Source organism: Burkholderia sp. AW33-5, assembly GCF_053427615.1.
In genome coordinates this window covers 338,142-360,217 of the sequence record NZ_JBSAXA010000001.1, presented here as the reverse complement: position 1 = coordinate 360,217, position 22,076 = coordinate 338,142, and the positions used below count along the sequence as shown (strand labels likewise).

Genomic DNA, 22,076 nt, shown 5'->3' with positions numbered 1-22,076 from the left:
CGCCGCTACCCGACGTTCATCGGCAGCAGCACCATCTGCTTGCCCTCGACATGCAGGCGCGCCTGCAACTCGACCGGCGTCTGGTTGTGCAACCACGCGGTCAGGAAATTCACGCGTCGGAAAATCAGCTTGCTCGCGAAGCACACGGCGTTCGGATAGTCATCGAGCGTCGACGACGCGAGGTTCATGAATTCCACGACGGGATTCGTGCCGAACGCGATCCGATAGTCGGCGGCGATGCCGTTGCGGCGACAGTGTGCGACGTAGTATTCGAGCGCTTCGGTGATCGAGTGACGCAGCCGTTCGAGATGTTCGTGCCCGTCGTACGCCTTCGCATCGACCTCACCGACCGCGAGGAAGATCACGTTGCGGAAATGCCCGGGAAACAGCCGGTTGACCCACAGCAGCGCGTGCATGCTCGCGCCGCGATGCTTGCCGACCAGCAGCACGGCCGTCGGTTGCGATGGATCGGGCTTGCCGGGCGCGGTAGCTTCGTCGACTTCCGGCGGCGCCCCCGAGAACAGCGCGTCCTCCTTCGCGAGCTGCGCGCGCGTATACGCGTAGTGGCGGTTGATCATGAAGCACAGCGCGATCACCGCGCTCGTCACGAGCACCGTGAGCCAGCCGCCGGCCGTGAACTTCTCGACCAGCGTAATGACGAGCACGGTCGCCGTCACGGTCAACCCGAGCGCGGACAGGAAGAAATGCTTGATCCAGCCGCGCTCGCTGCGATGGCGCCACCAATACGTGCATAGCCCGAGCAGCGACATGCTGAACGTGAGGAACACGTTGATGCTGTACAGCACGACGAGCACGTCGACGCTGCCGTGCGTCCACAGCAGGATCAGCAGACTCGACAGGCCGACCACGATGATGCCGTTCTGCCGCACGAGGCGCGTCGACAGGTCGCGGAAATGGCGCGGCACCCAGGAATCCGACGCCATGTTCGACAGCACGGCCGGGCCGTCGAGAAAGCCCGTCTGCGCGCCGACCATCAGCAGCCCGGCCTCGAACGCGAGCACGGCCGCGAGCAGCGCATGCCGCGCGAACGCCGAGCCGAGCCCGAGGTGGTCGATCACGCTGCCGAACACGACCGCGTTGAGCGTCTCGCCTTCGACGGGCCGCGCGTGCCACAGCATGTACAGCAGGATGATGCCGCCGGCCGTGAACGCGAGCGACGTCGACATGTACCACATCGTCACCTTGCCGTTCGGCACGCGCGGATCGGCGAGCATGTTCACGTTGTTCGACACGGCCTCGAGGCCCGTATAGGTGCCGCCGCCGAGCGAGAACGCGCGCATCAGCAACGCGAGCATCACGAACACGCCGAGCGACTGCGACATCCCGTGCGCCTCGTGCACCGCATCGGGCACGATCGTCGCGAGGTTGCTGCCATGCACGGCGACGCCATACACGATCAGCCCGAAATGCAGGACAACGAAGCCGATGAAGATCGGCAGCAGCACCATGATCGATTCGCGCATCCCGCGGAAATTGAGCCCCGTCATCAGCAGGATCAGCACGATCTCGGTCGTGAGCTTGAACACCTGCGCACTCACCGGCAGCAGGCTGAAGAACGCGTCGACGCCGCTCGCGAGCGACGTCGCGACGGTCAGCACGTAGTCGACCAGCAGCGCGGCACCCGAGACGAGCCCCGGCTTCGATCCGAGCAGCGACGTCGCGACGCGATAGCCGCCGCCGCCGGTCGGGAACAGCTCGATCACCTGGTTGTAGCCGAGCGCGATGATGAACACGGTCGCCGCGGTCGCGAGCGCAAGAAACAGCGCGAGCGGCGTGTGGTGCGCGAGCGCGAGGAACGCCTCTTCCGGGCCGTAGCACGACGACGACAACCCGTCGGCGCCGAGCCCGACCCAGGCCAGCAACGGCGTCACGGCGATCGCATGGCGCGTGCGCGGATCGAGAGGGTCCAGCGGCTTTCCGATCACGAGCTGCCACATCTTCTGGAATGCGGTCATGGTCCCCTCCCGGAAGCCCCGGCGCAGCGGCGTCATCCTCTAAAGCTAGCCGACGCCCGGCCGCCGCACCAGTCCGCACATTCCATGAGACGCGACCGACGGCACCGCGCCGCTTTCAACGCGTAAGCGACCGGCATGTCGCGCCGCCCCACGGGCCGCGTACGCACCGACCGCCCTCACCGCCTCCGCACACCCGGACGCGGGCCTCTTCCCGGCCTTCCTCATCGCCGTCCTCCCGCCGAGCGATCACCTCGATCGCGTCATTCGCATCGTTCGCATGGTCAGCCCGATCCGCACCGAACGCGCTGCCCGCTCGCGTCCCGTTCATGCGCTTTTCTGCGCAATTCGGCTTCTGTGCGCGCGCAACAATGGCGGTGCCTCGCGGCCGGCGCCGTCCGGGAGCAGGTTTCCACGACGCCGGCCACGGCGGTTCTTGAAAACCACATCTCACGAGGACATACCATGCAACTCCAATCCCATCCGGCGTGCCGTCCGTTTTACGAAGCAGGCGAACTCACGCAACTGACCGCGTTCTACGAAGAAGGCCGCAACGTCATGTGGATGATGCTGCGATCGGAGCCGCGGCCGTGCTTCAACCAGCAACTCGTCACCGACATCATCCATCTCGCGCGCGTCGCACGCGACTCGGGCCTGCCGTTCGACTTCTGGGTGACGGGCTCGCTCGTCCCCGAGCTGTTCAACGTCGGCGGCGACCTGAGCTTCTTCGTCGACGCGATCCGAAGCGGCCGCCGCGACCAGCTGATGGCCTACGCGCGCTCGTGCATCGACGGCGTGTTCGAGATCTACACCGGCTTCGGCACCGGGGCGATCTCGATCGCGATGGTCGAGGGCAGCGCGCTGGGCGGCGGCTTCGAGGCCGCCCTCGCGCACCACTACATGCTCGCGCAGAAGGGCGTGAAACTCGGCTTTCCCGAGATCGCGTTCAACCTGTTCCCGGGCATGGGCGGCTATTCGCTGGTCGCGCGCAAGGCGGACCGAGGGCTCGCGGAATCGCTGATCTCGTCCGGCGAGCCGCACGCGGCCGAGTGGTACGAGGATCGCGGTCTGGTCGACCAGACGTTCGACGCGGGCGACGCGTATCTCGCGACGCGCACCTTCATCGACGTGATGAAGCCGAAGCTGAACGGCATCCGCGCGATGCTGCGCGCACGCGAACGCGTGTTCCATCTCACGCGCTCCGAGCTGATGGACATCACCGAGCAATGGGTTCACGCGGCGTTCACGATCGAGCCGAAGGATCTCGCGTACATGGAACGTCTGGTGATGCTGCAGAACCGGCGCGTGTCGAAGCTGCGCACGGTGTGATGTGAGCGAAGCGCCGCCGCGAAACCGGCGGCGCCCGTCATGCGGTGGGGCTCAGGCGATCAGCCTGAGCTTTCTCGTTTCCGCGAGCCAGGCCTCGAACGCCTGGGCCGGCATCGGCCGCGCGAAGTAGAACCCTTGCGCGTGATCGACGTTGATCTGCTTCAGGAATTCGGCTTCCGCGTGCGTCTCGACGCCTTCGGCGACCACCGAGAAACTCAGCGCCTTCGCGAGCGACACGACCGAGCGCACCAGCGCCTGCGAGCGCGGGTTGCGGTCGATGCCCGTGATGAAGGTGCGATCGAGCTTGATCGAATCGAGCGGCAGCCGCGACAGTTGCGACAGCGACGAATAGCCGGTGCCGAAATCGTCGAGGTGAATCTCCGCGCCGAGCTGGCGGAACTGCTTCATCAGCTCGTGCGCCGATTCCTCGTCCTCGATGAAGCTGCTTTCGGTGAGCTCGATGTCGACGAGGCTCGGCTTCAGCCCCGCGCCGTCGAGAATCGTCGCGAACTGGTCGACGATGTTCATGTCCTGCAACTGCCGCGCCGACACGTTCACCGCGATCCGCACGCCGAGCCCCTTCGCTTTCCACGCGGCGGCCTGCGCGGCCGCGGTGCGCATCACCCAGCGGCCGAGCGGCGCGATCAGCCCCGACTCCTCCGCGAAACGGATGAACTCGATCGGCGCGACGATTCCGCGATCCGGCGACTGCCAGCGGATCAGCGCCTCGACGCTGTGCACGTCGCCGGTCGCAATGTCGATGACCGGCTGGTAATGCAGCACGAACTGCTCGTCCTCGAGCGCCTTGCGCAGGTTCGTGTCGAGCCACATGTACTTCGCGACCTTCTGGTTCATCTCCAGCGAGAACACGCGGTACGTATGCTTGCCCTCTTCCTTCGCGACGTACATCGCGGTGTCGGCGCTGCGGATCAGCGTTTCGAGCGAATCGCCATGCTGCGGATACATCGCGATGCCGATCGAGCAGCTCGTGTAGACCTCCACCAGCCCGAGGTGGATCGGCGTACGCAGCCGCTCGAGGATGATCTGCGCGGTCGCCTCGAGCAGCGGCCGCGTGCCGTGTTCGAACAGCACCAGGAATTCGTCGCCGCCGAGCCGCGCGAGCGTCGCGCCGGACGGCAGGCAGCCGCCGATGACCGCGGACACGTCCTGCAGCAGACGGTCGCCGGTGATGTGCCCGTAGTGGTCGTTGACGCGCTTGAAGTTGTCGAGATCGAGGAACAGGATGCCGACCTGGCCGCGCACGTCGGTGCGGTCCGCGGCCAGCGCGACACGGATGCGCTCGCTGATGGCGTGACGGTTCGGCAAGCCGGTCAACACGTCGGTATTCGCGAGCTCGGTGAGCCGCTGCTGCGCGTTGCGCTCCTCGGTGACGTCGATGCCCGAGCAGATCAGGAACTGCTCGTCGACGCCGCTGCCGCTCTGCACGAACTTGTTGCGGAACTGGAACAGGCGCGGGCCGTTGACCGTGTTGATGTAGCGCTCGACCGCGAACGAACGGTTGCTCGCGAAAAAGCCGGTGATGTTGGTGCGCGACTGCGCGCCCTGCTCGGGGCTCATGAACAGCTCGAACGCGCTGCGGCCGATCACGTCGACCTCGCGCTTGCCCGTCACTTCCTCGCACAGACGGTTGAAGCGCTGCACCATGCCGTTGCGGTCGAGGATCACGACGAGCGAATTCACTTCGGACACGACCTGCTCGGCGAATGCGAGCCCGTGCGCGAGGTCGCTCGCGACGGAGGCGGTATCGGAATAGGCGGAGGCCGTGCCGGCCCAATTGGCGGTATCGACCTTCCTGCCGACCAGATGGAGGCTGACCGGATCGCCGAACAGCGCGAGTTCGAGCACGAGGTGCGACGTGACGCCGGTGAGCGCGCGGATCCGCGCGGCCTGCTCGCTGGTCAGTGCCACCGCGACATTGGTCAGGCCGCGAACGGCGGCCAGTTCGAGTGCATTGCTGTCGCTGCCGAGACGCCAGCATGGGCTACGCGTACCGAGATGCGCTTCGAGCACGGCGCTATCGTTTTCGTCATCCATGGACACGCCCCGATCCAGAAAAAACGCACAGTGTAGACGGAGCCGAGCCGGCCGCCGCCGATCCCCGGGCGCGCTGCGCGCGTACCCGGCGGGGCAGTCGTGATGACTGTGCCAGCGGCCCTCGTTCCGTACTTGTTTCCAACCAATGCGAACCGGCGTTCGCGCATGTCGCGCGCAGGTTTCCAAGCGAATGATGGAAGCCATCTTATCAAATGACGAAGCGGATTGGCACTCACATTTAGAACGGAGTGTCAAGGAATCGCAACTCGATTGGCACGGAGGATTTTTCGTGATTGGCGGCGCGCACGTGGGCGCGTGCAGCGGCCCTGAGCGGAGCCGGCGGATTCGACGGTGTGCCTTGCCAGGCGGGCGTTTGCGGGAATCGACGATGCCCGGCAGCGATCTGCCCCCGTCGAATTTATGGCGGGGTCGGATCGTATTGAGCAACACACGGAATGGGGAATTTCCATTTCCATTCACGCCGGAATGCACGACTTTATTCCCATACTCGCCGCAATATCGGGCTAATTAGTGCACGCGAATATATCGCTGCGTCGCGCAGGCATTGCGGCGGCATCTGATGGAACCGGTGCGATGATCCGGCCGCGACGCGCAAAAACCGTCCGGCGGGCACGCCGCCGCACCGCTTCCGCGCGTTGCATTGCGTAGCGTCGCGCCGCTCAGCCCGCCGCGCCGTAACCGCCGCCGCCCGGCGTTTCGACGACGAACACGTCGCCCGGCGCCATCTGCGCGCGGCCGACGTGCTCGAGCGTCTCGACCGTGCCGTCCGCCCGCTCGATCGTGTTGCGGCCGAGCGCGCCGGCCTCGCCGCCCGCCGCGCCGAACGGCGCATGGATCCGATTGTTCGACAGGATCGACGCGGTCATCGGCTCGAGGAAGCGGATCCGCCGCACCGCGCCGTCGCCGCCGCGCCAGCGCCCGCCGCCGCCTGAACCCGCGCGCAGCCGATGCGAGTCGAGCCGCACCGGGTAGCGCCATTCGAGCACCTCCGGATCGGTCAGCCGCGAGTTCGTCATGTGCGTCTGCACCGCGCCGACGCCCGCGAAACCGTCGCCCGCGCCGCTGCCGCCGGCGATGGTCTCGTAGTACTGGTAGCGATCGTTGCCGAACGTGAAGTTGTTCATCGTTCCCTGGCTCGATGCGACGCAGCCGAGCGCGCCGTACAGCGCGTTGGTGATCGCCGACGACGTCTCGACGTTGCCCGACACGACCGCCGCCGGATACTCGGGGTTCAGCATCGAGCGCGCCGGCACGATCACCGTCAGCGGCTTCAGGCAGCCGGCGTTCAACGGGATGTCGTCGCCGACCAGCGTACGGAACACGTACAGCACCGCGGCCATGCAGACGGCCTTCGGCGCGTTGAAGTTGTTGTCGAGCTGCGCGGACGTGCCGGTGAAGTCGATCTCCGCACGGCGCGCCGCGCGGTCGACGCGGATCGCGACGCGAATCTCCGCGCCGTTGTCGAGCGGATAGCGGTACGCGCCGTCCTGCAGCGCACCGATCACGCGCCGCACCGCCTCTTCCGCGTTGTCCTGCACGTGTCGCATGAACGCGAGCACGACGTCGCGGCCGAACTGCTCGACCATCCGCCGCAGTTCGTCGACGCCCTTCTGGTTCGCCGCGATCTGCGCGCGCAGGTCGGCCATGTTCTGCTCGACGTTGCGCGCCGGATAGCGGCCCGATGCGAGCAGCGCGCGTGTGTCGGCATCGCGCAACACGCCCGCCGACACGAGCTGCCAGTTGTCGATCAGCACGCCCTCCTCGTCGATGTGCGTCGAATCGGGCGGCATCGAGCCCGGCGTGGTGCCGCCGATGTCCGCGTGGTGACCGCGCGAGCCGACGTAGAACAGCGGCGTGTCCGAGCCGTCCGCGAACACCGGCGTGATGACGGTCACGTCCGGCAGGTGCGTGCCGCCGTGATACGGATCGTTCAGCATGAACACGTCGCCGTCGCGCATGCGGCCGCGGTTGCGCTCGATCACCGTGCGGATGCTCTCGCCCATCGAGCCCAGGTGCACGGGCATGTGCGGCGCGTTCGCGATCAGGTTGCCGTGGCCGTCGAAGATCGCGCACGAGAAGTCGAGCCGCTCCTTGATGTTGACCGAATACGCGGTGTTCTGCAGCCGCAGCCCCATCTGCTCGGCGATCGACATGAACAGGTTGTTGAAGATCTCGAGCCGTACCGGGTCGGCGTCGGTGCCGAGCGAGCGGCGCGTCGGCAACGGCGTGGTGCGCGTCAGCACGAGGTTGCCCTGCGCGGTCATCCGCGCGCGCCAGCCGGGTTCGACGACGGTCGTGCCGTTCTTCTCCGCGACGATCGCGGGGCCGTCGATCGCGTCGCCGGCGAGCAACGTGTCGCGCACGTACAGCGCCGCGTCGTGCCATTCGCCACCCGAATAGAAACGCACGGCGCTGTGCGCGTGCGGCGCCGCGCCCTCGTCGCGCGGCTCGAGCGGTGCGATTTCGACCGGTGCATCGGAGCGGCCGATCGCCTCGACCGATGCGAGTTCGGCGACCAGCGGCGTGCCGGGCATCAGAAACGCGTAGCGTTGCCGGTACGCGGTTTCGAACGCCTGCTGCATCGCCGCGACGCTGCCGGCCGGCACGTCGAGCGCGGAATCCGTGCCCTGATAGCGCAGGTGCACGCGCCGCTCGGTCGCGATGCGCGCCGGCGGCACACCCTGTTCGAGCAGCGCGCCGACCGCCTCGTCGGTCAGCCGGTCGAGCGCGGCATTCAGCGCCGGCAACGATTCGTCGGACAACACGGCCTCCACCGCGCGCTCGCGCATCGCGGTCTGGTCGGCAAGCCCCATCCCGTAGGCGGACAGCACGCCCGCGAGCGGATGCGCGAACACCTGCGTCATCCCGAGCGCGTCGGCCACGCCGCACGCGTGCTGGCCGCCCGCGCCGCCGAACGTCGTCAGCACGTAGCGCGACACGTCGTGGCCGCGCTGCACCGAGATCTTCTTGATCGCGTTCGCCATGCTGCCGATCGCGATTTCCAGGAACCCTTCGGCCAGCGCCTCGGGCGTGTCGCGCCGCCCGGTCGCCGCGTGGATCTCGTCGGCGAGCGCCGCGAACTTCGCGGCCACGCCGTCGCGGTCGAGCGGTTCGTCCGCGTGCGGGCCGAATACGCGCGGGAAGTGATCGGGCTGGATCTTGCCGAGCATCACGTTGCAGTCGGTCACCGTCAGCGGGCCGCCGCGCCGATATGCGGCCGGCCCCGGGTTCGCGCCGGCCGATTCGGGCCCGACGCGCAGCCGCGCGCCGTCGAAGCCGAGCACCGAGCCGCCGCCGGCCGCGACCGTGTGGATGCTCATCATCGGCGCGCGCATCCGCACGCCGGCCACCTGCGTCTCGAACACGCGCTCGAATTCGCCGTTGTAGTGCGATACGTCGGTCGACGTGCCGCCCATGTCGAAGCCGATCACGCGCTCGAAGCCGGCCGCGCGCGCGGCGCGCACCATTCCGACGATGCCGCCGGCCGGGCCGGACAGGATCGCGTCCTTGCCCTGGAACGCATCGGCGCGCGTCAGGCCGCCGCTGCTCTGCATGAACTGCAGGTTCACGCCGGGCATCTCGTGCGCGACCTGCTCGACGTAGCGGCGCAGGATCGGCGACAGGTACGCGTCGACCACGGTCGTGTCGCCGCGCGACACCATCTTCATCAGCGGCGACACCTCGTGCGACACCGACACCTGCGTGAAGCCGATCCGGCGCGCGAGGTCCGCCAGCGCACGTTCGTGCGCAGTGTAGCGATAGCCGTGGATCAGCACGATGGCCAGCGCCTGCACACCCGAGTCGAATACGCGGCGCAACGCTGCTTCCGCGCGTTGCACGTCGAGCGGCACGACGATGTCGCCGTGCGCACCGACCCGCTCGTCGATTTCGACGACGGTCTCGTACAGCGCATCGGGCAGCACGATGTCGAGGTCGAACAGGCGCGGGCGGTTCTGGTATGCGATGCGCAGCACGTCGCGAAAGCCGCGCGTCGTCGCGAGCGCGGTGCGTTCGCCCTTGCGTTCGAGCAGCGCGTTGGTCGCGACCGTCGTGCCCATCTTCACCATGTCGACGCGTTCGGGCGTGATCGGCTCGCCGTCGGCGAGACCGAGCAGATGGCGGATGCCGGCCACGGCCGCATCGCGATACTGCTCGGGATTCTCCGACAGCAGCTTGTGCGTGACGAGCGAGCCGTCGGGCCGGCGCGCGACGATGTCGGTGAAGGTGCCGCCGCGGTCGATCCAGAATTGCCAGCGCGCGGCGTCGGAGGAAACGGGGGAGGTATGTCGGTCAGTCATGGCGATGAACTCGATGCGTCGTTGAAGCGAAGGACGAGCGCCGCCGCACGGCGCGCGTCGCGCGCCGCGTGAGGGCTTCGATGAAAAGGGAGCGGTAAAAAGGCGGCGGGCGGATGCCCGCTCAGGCGGCGTCGAGTTCGCGGCCGCGCGTTTCGGGCAGCGTCAGCGCGGCGACGATCACCACGCCGTACGCGGCGACCGCGAAGATGCCGATGCTCATGCCGAGCCCGTACTGCTTCGACAGCGCGCCGATCAGGAACGGAAACAGTGCGCCGATCGCGCGGCCGACGTTGTAGCAGAAGCCTTGGCCCGAGCCGCGCACGCGGGTCGGGAACAGTTCGGTGAGGAACGCGCCCATCCCGGAGAAGATGCCCGACGCGAAGAAACCGAGCGGGAAGCCGAGCCACAGCATCGACGCGTTGGTCAGGTTCAGCGACGTGTACGAAAACGCGATCACCATCGAGCCGAGCGCGAACAGGATGAAGTTCGGCTTGCGGCCGAGGCGGTCGGTCAGGTATGCGCTCGTCAGGTAGCCAACCCACGAGCCGAAGATGATCATCGCGAGATAGCCGCCGGTGCCCATCACGGTCAGGTGCCGCTCGGTCTTCAGGAACGTCGGCAGCCAGGTCGTGATCGCGTAGTAGCCGCCTTGCGCGCCGGTCGTCAGCAGCGCCGCGCGCAGCGTCGTCGACAGCAGCTTCGGCGCGAAGATTTCGGTGAGACGCGGCGCGTCGGCCACCTTCGCCTGCGAGGCCTTCTCCTTCTCGTAGACGTCGGGCTCCTTCACGTAGCGGCGGATCACGACCACCAGCAGCGCGGGCGCGAGGCCGACGAGGAACAGCGCGCGCCATGCCTGCTCGGCCGGCAGCACCGAGAACAGCAGCGCATACAGCAGCGCCGACAGCCCCCAGCCGATCGCCCAGCCCGACTGCACGAGGCCGACCGCCTTGCCGCGATCGCGCGCGCGGATCACTTCGCCGATCAGCACCGCGCCGGCCGTCCACTCGCCGCCGAAGCCGAAGCCCATCAGCGCGCGCGCCGCGAGCAGCTGGTGATAGTTCTGCGCGAGCCCGCACAGCGCGGTGAACACCGCGAACCACAGCACCGTCAGCTGCAGCGTGCGCACGCGGCCGATCCGGTCGGACAGGATCCCGGCGATCCAGCCGCCGAGCGCCGACGCGAGCAGCGTCATCGTGCCGATGAAGCCGGCATCCGCGAGCGAGATGCCCCACGTCGCGACGAGCGTCGGGATCACGAACGACAGCATCTGCGTGTCCATCCCGTCGAGCATGTAGCCGACCTTGCAGCTCCAGAACGCGCGGCGCTCGCGCGGTTGCGCGTCCGCATACCATCCGAACAGGCCGTTGCGCGCGGGGCCCGCGGGGTCGGCGGCGGGCGCCGCGAGGGTCTTGCTTTCCATGGTGAAGCTCCTGTCGAAATGTGCGGTCGAAACCGTGCGTGTGGTGTGTGGTGCGTCGTGCTCGCAATCGTCGGGCCGCGGCTGCGCGCCGCCCTCCGGGCGGGCGGATCGTCTGCGGCGGCGGCGGGCCGCCGCGTCGGGGCCGGATCAGCGACCGCGCGGGCCGCCGCTCCGACCGGGTCAGAACACGGCCAGCGACGCGTTCGTGATGTCGGTCATCAGCATGTAGCCGGGCGTATGCGCGATCGCGAGCGGCAGCTTCGCTTCCATCAGCGCGGTTTGCGGCGTCACGCCGCACGCCCAGAACACCGGCAGTTCGTCGTCGCGCACCGTCACGGCGTCGCCGAAATCGGGGGCGCCGAGATCGGCGATGCCGAGTTCACGCGGATGGCCGATATGGACCGGCGCGCCATGCACGCCCGGAAACCGGCTCGTGATCTGCACCGCGCGGATCGCGTCGGCGCCGCGCAGCGGGCGCATCGACACGACCAGTTGCCCGCCGAAGATCCCCGCGCGGCGATTCGGAATCGACGTGCGATACATCGGCACGTTACGACCCTCCTCGATGTGGCGCAGCCCGATCCCTTCACGCGCCAGCATGTCCTCGAACGAGAACGAGCAGCCGATCGCGAACACGACGAAATCGTCGCGCCACAGCGCCTCGAGCGATTCGACCCGCTCGGTCAGGCGGCCGTCGCGGTATACGTTGTAGCTCGGCACGTCGGTGCGGATGTCGAGATCCTCGCCGAGCACGTCGAGCCGGAACGCGCCCGGTTCGCCGACGCCCAGCAGCGGGCACGCCTTCGGATTCGCCTGGCAGAAGCGCAGGAAATCGTGCGCGTACGCGTTCGGCAGGATCGCGAGGTTCGCTTGCGCGAACGGGCCGCACTGGCCGGCCGTCGGGCTGCGGAACGCGCCGTTGCGTACGGACCGGCGGAATTCGGAAGGTGTCATGATGGTCGTTGGCGGATCGGGCTGTCGTTGGATGACGGTTGCGTCAGCGGATACGGCGAAGAATAGAAAAGAAAAAATTTTGTCGCCAACGAGTTTTTTTGCGCCGTGTGTATAGAATTCCTTAACGGATCTCGGGGTTTTCCCCGGTCCCGTTCATTTTTTCAGCGGGGCAAGCTGCGCGCCCAACGACTTGCCGACCGCCATGAACACGCGTTTCCTCGAAACCTTCGTCACGCTCGCGAAGCTGCGCAACTTCCGCACGACGGCCGCCGCGCTGCACGCGACGCCGGCCGCGATCTCGCAGCGCCTGAAGGCGCTCGAGGATGAATTGCAGACCGTGCTCGTCGATCGCGACAGCCGCGAGTTCCGGCTCACGCCGAACGGCGAATATCTGCTCGGCTATGCGAAGGCCGTCGTCGAGGCGACGCACGAACTGCAGGCCGCCGCGGCCGGCGAAAGCGCACTGCGCGGCAAGCTGCGGCTCGGCGTGATCGAGACGGTCGTGCACAGCTGGCTGCCGCATTACCTGCGCCGCCTCGCCGCCGACTATCCGCAGCTGGAGATCGACCTGACCGTCGACGTCAGCGTCGTGCTGCAGCGCCGGCTGATGGCCGGCGAGCTCGATCTGATCATTCGCGTGGAGGGCAGCGACGAGGCATCGGTCGTCTGCGACGCGCTCGCGAACTATCCGGTGCGCTGGATCGCGCGTGCCGGGCTGCTCCCGACCGCGCGCACGGGGCTCGCGCGGCAGGTGCTGCGCCAGCCGATCCTGACTTACGGACGCGGCACCGCGCCCCACCGTGCGCTCGAGGACATCGTTCGCACGCTGGCGCACGCGCATGGCGTGCCGCTGTCGGAGACGCGCATCACCGGCTCGCCGTCGATCTCGGTGATCGTGCAGCTCGTGCGCGACGGCTTCGGCGTGGCGGCGATTCCGGTGCTGTTCGTCGATGCGTTGATCGCCAGCGGCGAGGTCGTCGAGCTGCCGCTGCAGCCGTCGCCGCCGTCGATCGTCGTGTCGATGTCGCGGCGGGCGGATGCGCCGAAGTTCGTGCACGGCGCGTCGATCGCAGCGCGGGCTGCGTGTCACGAGTATTGCGAGAAGAGCAACCGGTTGCTGGTCGAGGCGCTTTGAGGTGGTGTGGGGATGCCGGGCGGATCACGCAAGGCGCCTGAAGTGCCCGTTCGGCGATCGGCTTACGCCGGCTGCCCCGCACGCGGCTGCGCGAGCTTGCCGTCGCCATACTCGCGCAACACCTGCGAGATCACCACGCGATAGCCGTCCAGCCAGCGCGCCTGCTTCGCCTTCGCTTCCAGATGCGCGGGATGCCGAATCAACTGCTGCAGCGCCGCCTCCGATTCCCAGTAGTAAACGTTCTGGATCAGCCCCGCCTCGGTGTTCTCCCACGTCTCCTCGCCGAGGTAGCCGGGCGTCGCGCGCGCCATGTCGGCGATCTGGCGGTCGAGCCGGTGAAACTCGTCGTCGTATTTCCCTGCGCGGAAAATGAAGGTCGAGGCGTACATGCGCGCTCCATCGGAGACGGTTGAAAGAGCGGCAAGTGTAAGGCACGCAGCGCGCACCGTTGCAGCAGCGTCCGCACGCGCTGCACGCGAGACGATAGTCGTCTACCACGGCCGTCGCACCGAGTCCTGGTAGCGCGTCAGGATGAAATGCGCGACGTCGTCCGAGTGATACGCGGCGACGAGTTGAGCGACCCACAGCTTCGCGCGGTCGGCGTCGCGCACGGTCAGCACGTTCGCATACGGCGAGCGTGCATCCTCGAGATTGATGCTGTCGCGCGCCGGCTGCAGCCCCGCGCGCGCGGCGTCCTCGCTGTCCATCGCGACGAACGCGGCCGAGTCGAGCGCCGCATGCAGCCGGTCACGGCGCAGGGCCACGAATTTCAGCGCAAGCCGGTTGCCCGTCACGTCGCGCAGCGTCGCATGCAGGCCGGCCTTTTCGCGCAGCGTCACGAGCGTGTCGTTCTGCAGCAGCACGAGCGCACGTGTCATTCCGCGCGGATCGGCCGGGATCGCGACCGTCGCACCGGGTTGCAAATCATTCAGACTCCTTAGCTTGCGCGAATAGAGCGCCATCGGCAACGTGACGGTCGGCGCGACAGCGGTCAGTGCATAGCCTTTCGCCGTACGCGTCGAGGCAAGGCGCTGCGCGTCCTCGAAGCTCGCCGCGTCGATCGTGCCGCGCGCGAGCGCGGCATCGATGCGCGACGCGTCGTCGAATTCGACGACGTCGACACCCAGCCCGCGCGTGGCCGCGACGCGTTTCACCTCGTCTAGGATGTCCGCTTGCACGCCGCGCGTCACGCCGACGCGGATCGTCGACGTGACGGTTTCGGCCGCAACGATCCAGCCCGAATGGGCGACACCGCATGCAACGATCAGCGACACGGCAACGCGATACATCACCCGCTTCATGACGCATCCCTCAGAATCGTGCGGAACCCGATATGCGATGCACCGAGATCCGCTTCCTGCTGTTCGCGCGACGACGCGCGATAGCGCACGCAGTAATCGCGCGAGCACAGGAACGAGCCACCCTTGATCACCATCGGCGTGTCGTGCCGGCGCGTCGGCGGTGCGACAGCCGCCGTGTCGCCGTTCGTATGCGACTGATGCGGGCCCGTGTATGCGTCCTTGGTCCATTCCCATGCGTTGCCGATCATGTCGTACAGCCGGAAGCCGTTCCCCGCGTAGCAGCCGACTGGCGCCAGCCCCGCGTGGCCGTCCTCGGCCGTATCGAGCACCGGGAACGCGCCCTGCCAGTAGTTCGCGGCCGGCTTGCCCCGCGCGTCGCGCGGCGCCGCATCGAGCGATGCGTCGTCGCGACCGGCCTTGCCCGCGTATTCCCATTCGGCTTCGGTCGGCAGGTCGCGCCCGAGCCAGTGCGCATATGCGAGCGCGTCGCGCTGCGTGACGAGCGTGACGGGCAGGTTGCCGAGCCCGTCGACGTTGCTGCCGGGGCCGCGTGGCTGCCGCCACGATGCGCCCTTCACCCACGTCCACCACGCAAGGTCACGCGCGTTCAACTCGTCGCGCGTCGGCACATGAAACACCGCCGCGCCGCCTTGCTGCTCGGCCTCGGTCACGTAGCCGGTCGCCTGCACGAACGCGGCGAACTGCGCGATCGTCACGTCGGTCTGGTCGATCCAGAAGCCGCCGACACGCGTCTTGCCGTCGCCCGCCGGACGCTCGTCCGCATAGCCGCGCGTGCTGCCGAATACGAACGCGCCGCCGCTCAGATGCACCATCCCGGCTTTCGGGTCGTCGCGCCACTTCGCCGGCAACCCCGAGTAGCGCTCGCACTGCCGTTCGGAGCCGAGCGGCGCGAGCGTGCGGCCGCGATTCGCGTCGTCAAAGGCGCCGCCGGGTAACGCCGACGGGCTCGCATAGCCGGCAGCAAACGCGGCGGCGAACAGCGTGGCCGCGAGCGCCGCGGCGAGTGTCCGGAAGCGGAACCGCATCGTGTCGCCCTCAGTAGTAACCGCGCGGACGCAGCGGCTCCACGCCGCCGACGTTGCTCATGTAGGTCTTCCACTGGTCGACCAGCGTGCCGATCACCGACGGGTTTTGCGCGGACACGTCGGTCGTCTCGCCGCGGTCCGCCGCGAGGTCGTACAGCTGCCAGTGACCATCGAGCGGCCCGAGCGGCGGCTCGGTCCACAACGCCTTCCAGCGGCCGTCGGCGCTGCGCAGGTACGCGCGGCCGTACGCTTCGTCGCCGAACGGCGTCGTATGCACTTCGCCCGTCGCCGAGCCGGTGAGCACCGGCAACAGCGACTGCCCCGTCACCGGATAGACGTAGCGGTTGTTGTAGACGACCTTGCCCTTGTTCTGATCGACGCCCGTCAACGTGTTCACGAGCGGCGGCGCCGGCTGCGACGGCGGCGTGACGCCCGCGACCGCGAGGAACGTCGCCGTGTTGTCGGTCACGTGCGTGAACGCACGCAGCGTCGGCAACTGCCGCGTCTGCCCCGGCAGGCGCACGATCGTCGGCGTCGACACGCCGCCTTCGGCCGAATAGCCCTTCGTGAGCCGGAACGGCGTCGCGCTCACTTCGGCCCAGCGCAGCCCGTATTGCAGCCGTTGCGCGTTCTGCTTGCCGTTGTCGGTGCCGAGCGTCGAATAGACCGGGTCCTGCCCGTTCGCGGTGTCGGTCGCCGTCGGGTCCGCGCCGGAGTCGATCGGCCAGCCTTCCGCGCCGTTGTCCGACTGGAACATGATGAATGTGTCGTCGTATTCGCCGATATCCTTCAAGTGCTGGATCAAGAGGCCGATGTTGTAGTCGAGGTTCTCGACCATCCCCGCATAGATCTCCATGTAGCGCGCCTGCGCGCGGCGCTCGGCCGGGCTCAGGCTCGACCAAAGCTTGTCGACCTTGCCGGTGCCGTAGTCGCTGTAGCCGTCGGCTGCCGAATGCACGGCGCTGATGTACTTCGCGTTCGCGGTGCCGTTGTTCGCCGTGGCCGGCGATGCCGACGTCGTTTCCGGAAGGCCGTCAAATGGCTTGAAGTCGGTGGGGATCAGGCCGAGCGCCTTCTGTCGCGCGATCCGCGCGTTGCGGATCGCGTCGTAGCCGGCGTCGTATACGCCCGCATATTTGTGCAGCCACGGGTCCGGTACCTGCAGCGGCCAGTGCGGCGACGTGTAGGCCGCGTACGCGAAGAACGGCTTGCCGTCCCGCTTGTTCGAATCGATGTACGAGATCAGCTTCTGCGTATAGAAGTCGGTTGAATAGAACACGGCCGGACTGCCGCCCGCGCCGCCCGGTTGTCCGGGCTGGCCCGGCTGCACGTAGCTGCCGTCCTCCGTGTAGTTCGACGAGCCGGCCGGTTCGTGCGCGAAGTGGTTCGTCGCCGCGCCGGCGAGCAGCACGTAGCTGCGCTCGAAGCCCCACTGGTCCGGCGTCTGTCCGCTGCCCGTCGCGCTGCCGACGATCCCCGAACCGATGTGCCACTTGCCCGCGATATAAGTGTGATAGCCGGCGTCCTTCAGCAGTTGTGCGAACGATAGCGCGCGATCGTTCAGGTAGCCCTCGTAGCCCGGCAACCCGCGCCGCTCGTCGGTCGGCACGCCCATCGTGCCTTCGCCGACGAGGTGGTGATCGGTACCGGAAATCAGCATCGCGCGCGTGATCGCGCATACGGTGCCCGTGTGGTGGTTCGACAGGATGCGGCCCGACGCGACGAGCGCGTCGAGGTTCGGTGTACTGATCTCGCCGCCGAATGCGTGAATGTCGGAATAGCCGAGATCGTCGGCCATGATGTACAGGATGTTCGGGCGTTTCGCGGCCTGCGGTGGTGTCGCGGCGGACTGCGACGGCGCATCGCTGTCGACGCCCCCGCACGACGCGAGCGACAACGCGCCGGCAATCGCGGCGCAGACGACACGGAAACGGAAGGCATGCAACGGCGACGCGGACTTTTTCATTTTGTCGAACGCTCGATTACGGATCGGCGATCTTAGCGGCGCCCGCGCGGCGCCCAAAGTCGGATTCGTCACATGCTAACGGGAAGGGGGAATATGCACGCCGCCCGTTGATCGACGGCTCGCGCCGTCATACACGCGTTGCGTCAGCCGCGTCCGCCGAGGCTGCCGCCGCCGTCCACCGCGAGCACCTGCCCCGTGACGACCGCCGCATCGTCGGACAGCAGGAACGCGATCGCGGCGGCCACGTCGTGCGGCGTGGCTACGTAGCGTGAACGCTGCGCGGCGGCACGCGCTCGCCGTCGGCGTCGTCCGACGCCAGCATGCGCGGAATCTCGTCGACAAACGCATCGATGACGACGCGCACCTTCATCGGCACGTTGCGCGACGCCGGGCGCACCGCGAACACTTCGGCGCCCGACACGCTGTCGCTGTCCATCACGAGCACGAGACGGCCGTCGCGCACGTACGGCGCCATCAGCCAGCACGGCAGCCACGCGAGGCCCGCACCGGCTGCCGCCGCGTCGGCGATCGCCTGCAGATCGTCGAATCGCAGGCGGCCGGCCGGGCGATGGTCGTGCACCGCGCCGTCCGCGCCGATGATTCGCCACGGCGTCGGCTGCCCGCCGCGCGAATACGCGATGCCGACGTGCGACGCGAGCTCGTCGGATCCCGTCGGCCGGCCATGACGTTCGAGATACGCCGGCGATGCGCAAATGCCCATCCTCTGTACGCCAAGCCGCCGTCCGACGAGCGTGCTCGTATCCGCAAGCTCGCCGATGCGCACCGCGATGTCGAATCCGTCGTTGACCAGGTCGGCCAGGCGATCGCTGAACGACACGTCGATTTCAAGCCGCGGATGACGCTCGACGAGGCGCCGCACGACGGGCGCCACGCATTGCCGGCCGAACAGCACGGGCACGCTGATCCGCACGCGCCCGGTCGGCTCGCGCCGGCCCGCGTCGAGCGCGGCCTCCGTCTCGCCGAGTTCGGCCAGCAACCGCCGGCACTGCTCGTAATAGACGAGCCCTTCGTCGGTCAGGCCGAGCTGGCGCGTCGTGCGCTGCAAGAGCCGCGCGCCGAGCCGCTGTTCGAGCCGCGCGACGATCTTCGCCACGGCCGAGCGCGTCATGCCGAGGCGCAGCGCCGCCGCCGCGAAGCTGCCCGACTCCACGACGTCGACGAATTCGACGATGCCTCTCAATCGCTCGTCCATGCAGTTCCGCTCCGATGGAATGACAGGTTTGTGTCCGTACCGGCGACAATCGTTGGCCGAATTCTCGCCAATGTGTCCCGTTGCGCAACACTATGATAGTCCGGTCCATCCCGAAAAAGGAGCCGACATGCACGCATGGCAAATCAAACCGGGGGACGGCATTGCCGGGCTCCGGCGCATCGACGCGACGCTTCGCCCGGTCGGGCCGACCGACGTCGTCGTGAAAATCCACTCGGCAGGACTGAACTACCGCGACCTGATGTTCGCGCGCGGCGACTATCTCGGCATCGGCACCGACGCGCTGATACCCGTCGCCGACGGCGCCGGCGAAGTCGTCGAAACCGGTCGCGACGTCACGCGCTTCAAGCCGGGCGATCGCGTGATCAACACGTATTTCCCGCACTGGATCGACGGGCCGCCCACGCCGCCGAAGGTCTCGGGGTCGCCCGGCTCGCATTTCGACGGCGTGCTCGCCGAACGCTTCGTCTCCGACGAAACCGCGCTCGTCGGGATTCCTGCGCATCTCGACTACGACGAAGCGGCAACGCTGTCGTGCGCGGGCATCACCGCGTGGAATGCGCTGTTCGTCGACGGCGGGCTGAGACCGGGCGCGACGGTCGTGCTGCTCGGCACGGGCGGTGTATCGATCATCGCGCTGCAGCTTGCGCATGCGGCCGGACTGCGCACGATCGTGACTTCGTCGAGCGATGCCAAGCTCGAACGCGCCCGCGCACTCGGTGCGGACGCAACGATCAACTACCGCACGACGCCCGAATGGCAGCACGAAGTGCTGCGGCTCACCGACGGTGCGGGCGCGGATCTCGTCCTGGAAGTCGGCGGACACGACACGCTGCCGCGCTCGGTCGCCGCGACGAAGCTGGGCGGCATCGTATCGGTCATCGGCGGCCTCAGCAGCTTCGGCGGCCCCGAACTCGGGCTGCTGTCGCTGATCGGCGGCATTCGGAAACTGCATGGCCTCATGGTCGGCAGCCGCGCGATGCTCGACGACGTCGTGCGGCTCGTCGATGCGAAACGGATCAAGCCGGTGGTCGATCGCGTGTTCGGTTTCGACGAGGCGCCGCAAGCGTATGCATACCTGCAGTCGGGCCAGCATTTCGGCAAGGTCGTGATTCGCGTCGCGTCGTAACGGATCAAGGCGGCGCACGCCGCCTTCTCCTCGCTGCCGTCTCTACATCGCACTCTTCCGCGCCGGTACCCGCATCCGCGTACCGCACTCCTCCGCGTCGTCGACGCTCCCATAGCGCATCCACGCAAATGCATTTCGGAATCCGTTATTGGATCGCGCCGTCCCGCGTTTTTATACTCGTCAGCACTCTCCATCAAAGAGTGCCAGCCAATTTCGACGCAACAGAACAGGACGGACAGATGAGCCTACGCCCCTTGCACGACCGGGTCATCGTGAAGCGACTCGACCAGGAAACCACCACCGCCTCGGGCATCGTGATCCCCGACAGCGCCGCGGAAAAGCCCGACCAGGGCGAAGTGATCGCCGTCGGCCCCGGCCGCAAGGACGCGGACGGCCAGCGCATCGTGCCCGACCTTCAGGTCGGCGAACGCGTGCTGTTCGGCAAGTACGCAGGCCAGGCCGTCAAGGTGGACGGCAACGAATTCCTCGTACTGCGCGAGGAAGACATCGTCGCGGTCGTCAGTCAATAACGGAGTGCAATCATGGCAGCGAAGGAAATCATTTTCAGCGACGTCGCCCGTGCGAAGCTGACCGAAGGCGTCAACATTCTCGCCAATGCGGTGAAGGTCACGCTCGGGCCCAAAGGCCGCAACGTCGTGCTCGAACGCAGCTTCGGCGCACCCGTCGTCACCAAGGACGGCGTGTCGGTCGCGAAGGAAATCGAACTCGCGGACAAGCTGCAGAACGTCGGCGCGCAGCTCGTGAAGGAAGTCGCGTCGCGCACCAGCGACGCGGCCGGCGACGGCACGACGACGGCCACCGTGCTCGCGCAGGCGATCGTGCGCGAAGGCCAGAAATACGTCGCGGCCGGGCTCAATCCGCTCGACCTGAAGCGCGGGATCGACAAGGCGGTGGCATCGGCCGTCGACGAGCTGAAGAAGATCAGCAAGCCGACCACCACCAGCAAGGAAATCGCGCAGGTCGCGACGATCTCCGCGAACGGCGAGGAATCGATCGGCCAGCGCATCGCCGAAGCGATCGACCGTGTCGGCAAGGAAGGCGTGATCACCGTGGAGGACGGCAAGTCGCTCGCCGACGAGCTCGACGTCGTCGAAGGATTGCAGTTCGATCGCGGCTATCTGTCGCCGTATTTCATCAACAACGCCGACAAGCAGATCGCCGAAATCGAGAACCCGTACATCCTGCTGCACGACAAGAAGATCTCGAACATCCGCGACCTGCTGCCGGTGCTCGAACAGGTCGCGAAATCGGGCCGGCCGCTGCTGATCATCGCGGAAGACGTCGAAGGCGAAGCGCTCGCGACGCTGGTCGTGAACAACATCCGCGGCATCCTGAAGACGGTCGCGGTCAAGGCGCCGGGCTTCGGCGATCGTCGCAAGGCGCTGCTGGAAGACATCGCGATCCTGACCGGCGGCCAGGTCGTCGCCGAGGAGACGGGCCTCACGCTCGAGAAGGCGACGCTCGCCGAGCTCGGCCAGGCGAAGCGCATCGAGGTCGGCAAGGAAAACACGACCGTGATCGACGGCGCGGGCGATGCGAAGAACATCGAGGCGCGCGTGAGGCAGATCCGCGTGCAGATCGAGGAAGCGACCTCCGACTACGACCGTGAAAAGCTGCAGGAACGCGTGGCCAAGCTCGCGGGCGGCGTCGCGGTGATCAAGGTCGGCGGCGCGACCGAGATCGAGGTGAAGGAGAAGAAGGATCGCGTCGACGATGCGCTGCACGCGACGCGCGCGGCGGTCGAGGAAGGCATCGTGCCGGGCGGCGGCGTCGCGCTGATTCGCGTGCGGCAGGCGATCCGCGCACTCAAGGGCGCGAACGCCGACCAGGACGCGGGCATCAAGATCGTGCTGCGCGCGCTCGAGGAACCGCTGCGCCAGATCGTCACGAACGCGGGCGAGGAAGCGAGCGTGGTCGTCGCGAAAGTCGCGGAGGGCTCGGGCAACTTCGGCTACAACGCGCAGACCGGTGAATACGGCGACCTCGTCGAATCGGGCGTGCTCGATCCGACCAAGGTCACGCGCACCGCGCTGCAGAACGCGGCGTCGGTCGCGGGGCTGCTGCTGACGACCGATGCGACGGTGTTCGAAGCGCCGAAGGATGCGGTGCCGGCTACGGTGCCGGGCGGTCCGGGCGCAGGCGGTCCTGGGTTCGATTTCTGACGCCGGCAAGCGCGCACGCCCGAGCCGGGCGACCG

Annotated in this window: 15 protein-coding genes and 1 pseudogene; 5 read left to right on the top strand and 11 right to left on the bottom strand. The window is 67.6% G+C overall.

The window, feature by feature from the left end; all coding sequences use genetic code 11:
• Positions 1 to 5: 5 nt before the first annotated feature.
• Positions 6 to 1,976, bottom strand: a complete 1,971-nt coding sequence (locus ACV22V_RS01690; RefSeq protein ID WP_448012813.1) for an APC family permease — start codon at positions 1,974 to 1,976, stop codon at positions 6 to 8.
• 462 nt (positions 1,977 to 2,438) lie between these two features.
• Between ACV22V_RS01690 and ACV22V_RS01685 the strand changes: the two genes are divergently transcribed.
• Entirely contained in the window at positions 2,439 to 3,302 is an 864-nt protein-coding gene (locus ACV22V_RS01685; RefSeq protein ID WP_059532133.1) for a crotonase/enoyl-CoA hydratase family protein, read from the top strand.
• A 51-nt stretch (positions 3,303 to 3,353) separates the two neighbouring features.
• Here ACV22V_RS01685 and pdeR read toward each other — a convergent pair whose 3' ends face one another.
• From pdeR to ACV22V_RS01665, 4 genes are all read right to left on the bottom strand, one after another.
• Positions 3,354 to 5,357: a cyclic di-GMP phosphodiesterase gene (gene pdeR, locus ACV22V_RS01680; protein ID WP_059690348.1), complete on the bottom strand. Its 2,004-nt coding sequence runs from the start codon at positions 5,355 to 5,357 to the stop codon at positions 3,354 to 3,356.
• A gap of 680 nt (positions 5,358 to 6,037) precedes the next feature.
• Positions 6,038 to 9,676, bottom strand: a complete 3,639-nt coding sequence (locus tag ACV22V_RS01675; protein WP_448012812.1) for a hydantoinase B/oxoprolinase family protein — start codon at positions 9,674 to 9,676, stop codon at positions 6,038 to 6,040.
• 121 nt (positions 9,677 to 9,797) lie between these two features.
• Positions 9,798 to 11,096, bottom strand: a complete 1,299-nt coding sequence (locus tag ACV22V_RS01670; RefSeq protein WP_059532142.1) for an MFS transporter — start codon at positions 11,094 to 11,096, stop codon at positions 9,798 to 9,800.
• A 180-nt stretch (positions 11,097 to 11,276) separates the two neighbouring features.
• Complete coding sequence (locus ACV22V_RS01665) at positions 11,277 to 12,050, bottom strand: putative hydro-lyase (protein WP_448012811.1); 774 nt, start codon at positions 12,048 to 12,050, stop codon at positions 11,277 to 11,279.
• Between the two features lie 202 nt (positions 12,051 to 12,252).
• Here ACV22V_RS01665 and ACV22V_RS01660 point away from each other — a divergent pair, with 202 nt between their 5' ends.
• Positions 12,253 to 13,185 carry a LysR family transcriptional regulator gene (locus ACV22V_RS01660; RefSeq protein WP_044847290.1) on the top strand — a complete coding sequence of 311 codons (933 nt, stop codon included), beginning with the start codon at positions 12,253 to 12,255 and terminating at the stop codon, positions 13,183 to 13,185.
• Positions 13,186 to 13,247: 62 nt separating this feature from the next.
• Here ACV22V_RS01660 and ACV22V_RS01655 read toward each other — a convergent pair whose 3' ends face one another.
• The 6 genes and pseudogenes from ACV22V_RS01655 to ACV22V_RS01630 form a co-directional block, all read right to left on the bottom strand.
• Positions 13,248 to 13,574 (bottom strand): antibiotic biosynthesis monooxygenase family protein, encoded by a 327-nt coding sequence (locus ACV22V_RS01655; protein ID WP_223962952.1) that lies wholly within the window; start codon positions 13,572 to 13,574, stop codon positions 13,248 to 13,250.
• A 102-nt stretch (positions 13,575 to 13,676) separates the two neighbouring features.
• Positions 13,677 to 14,486 carry a MetQ/NlpA family lipoprotein gene (locus ACV22V_RS01650; RefSeq protein WP_448012810.1) on the bottom strand — a complete coding sequence of 270 codons (810 nt, stop codon included), beginning with the start codon at positions 14,484 to 14,486 and terminating at the stop codon, positions 13,677 to 13,679.
• Positions 14,483 to 15,532: a formylglycine-generating enzyme family protein gene (locus ACV22V_RS01645; protein ID WP_448012809.1), complete on the bottom strand. Its 1,050-nt coding sequence runs from the start codon at positions 15,530 to 15,532 to the stop codon at positions 14,483 to 14,485. Before ACV22V_RS01645 ends, ACV22V_RS01650 begins: the two co-directional genes overlap by 4 nt.
• 10 nt (positions 15,533 to 15,542) lie before the next feature.
• Positions 15,543 to 17,498, bottom strand: a complete 1,956-nt coding sequence (locus ACV22V_RS01640; protein ID WP_448012808.1) for an arylsulfatase — start codon at positions 17,496 to 17,498, stop codon at positions 15,543 to 15,545.
• A gap of 143 nt (positions 17,499 to 17,641) precedes the next feature.
• Positions 17,642 to 17,755: pseudogene (locus ACV22V_RS01635) on the bottom strand (SDR family oxidoreductase); the annotation flags it as partial.
• Positions 17,756 to 17,757: 2 nt separating this feature from the next.
• Entirely contained in the window at positions 17,758 to 18,711 is a 954-nt protein-coding gene (locus ACV22V_RS01630; RefSeq protein WP_448012807.1) for a LysR family transcriptional regulator, read from the bottom strand.
• A 127-nt stretch (positions 18,712 to 18,838) separates the two neighbouring features.
• On the opposite strand from ACV22V_RS01630, the gene ACV22V_RS01625 reads away from it, so the two are divergent.
• From ACV22V_RS01625 to groL, 3 genes are all read left to right on the top strand, one after another.
• A complete protein-coding gene (locus tag ACV22V_RS01625; RefSeq protein WP_448012806.1) occupies positions 18,839 to 19,858 on the top strand; it encodes a zinc-dependent alcohol dehydrogenase family protein in 1,020 nt (339 codons plus the stop codon).
• A gap of 239 nt (positions 19,859 to 20,097) precedes the next feature.
• Complete coding sequence (locus tag ACV22V_RS01620) at positions 20,098 to 20,388, top strand: co-chaperone GroES (protein WP_059532162.1); 291 nt, start codon at positions 20,098 to 20,100, stop codon at positions 20,386 to 20,388.
• A gap of 12 nt (positions 20,389 to 20,400) precedes the next feature.
• On the top strand, positions 20,401 to 22,041 hold the full coding sequence (gene groL, locus ACV22V_RS01615) for a chaperonin GroEL (protein ID WP_448012805.1): 1,641 nt from the start codon (positions 20,401 to 20,403) through the stop codon (positions 22,039 to 22,041).
• Positions 22,042 to 22,076: the final 35 nt, after the last annotated feature.